We start from the raw sequence: 452 nt of genomic DNA on the forward strand, positions 1-452 counted from the left end.
CGAAATCTTTATTTAAACTATGCTATATTCTAGGTGTTAAAAGGTATTACCTTTGGAGATAGAGTATGTCATCAACTACCCAAGTATCTAATACACCTAAACCTAGTGGTATTACATCGGTGAAATTAGGGCATAGAAAGCACGTATTAGCTCAAATTGCTGAATTAAAGCAAAGAACAGTACATAGCCTAGTGGTTGAAGCTGTGGATGCTTATATCGCTCAAGTGCAAGAAAAAATGGAATACGAAGCCCAAGCTATCCGTTCTTTTGAGAATTACCAGCAAACGGGCTTACATGTAACACATGATGAGCTACAAGCTTGGGCTGATAGTTTAACCAGTGATACGCCGTTAGAAGCTCCAACATGCCACAAGTAATTTATACAGAAGAATCTAAACAGGATTTAGTACGCTTTGCTAACTTTTTGGTAGCAAATGAAGCTAAAGAGCAAG

General features: G+C 37.8%; 1 protein-coding gene. It reads left to right on the top strand.

Annotated elements, in window-relative coordinates; translation table 11 throughout:
• The first annotated feature begins 65 nt into the window (after positions 1-65).
• Entirely contained in the window at positions 66-377 is a 312-nt protein-coding gene (locus ACLF5H_RS37345; protein WP_129264360.1) for a hypothetical protein, read from the top strand.
• Positions 378-452 lie beyond the last annotated feature (75 nt).

Source organism: Streptomyces sp. LaBMicrA B280, assembly GCF_049222185.1.
GTDB classification, from domain to species: Bacteria; Actinomycetota; Actinomycetes; order Streptomycetales; family Streptomycetaceae; genus Streptomyces; species Streptomyces murinus.

What these genes read in the sequence shown, in the direction of transcription:
- ACLF5H_RS37345 (WP_129264360.1), top strand. Translation starts at nt 66, where the DNA reads ATGTCATCAACTACCCAAGTATCTAATACACCTAAACCTAGTGGTATT.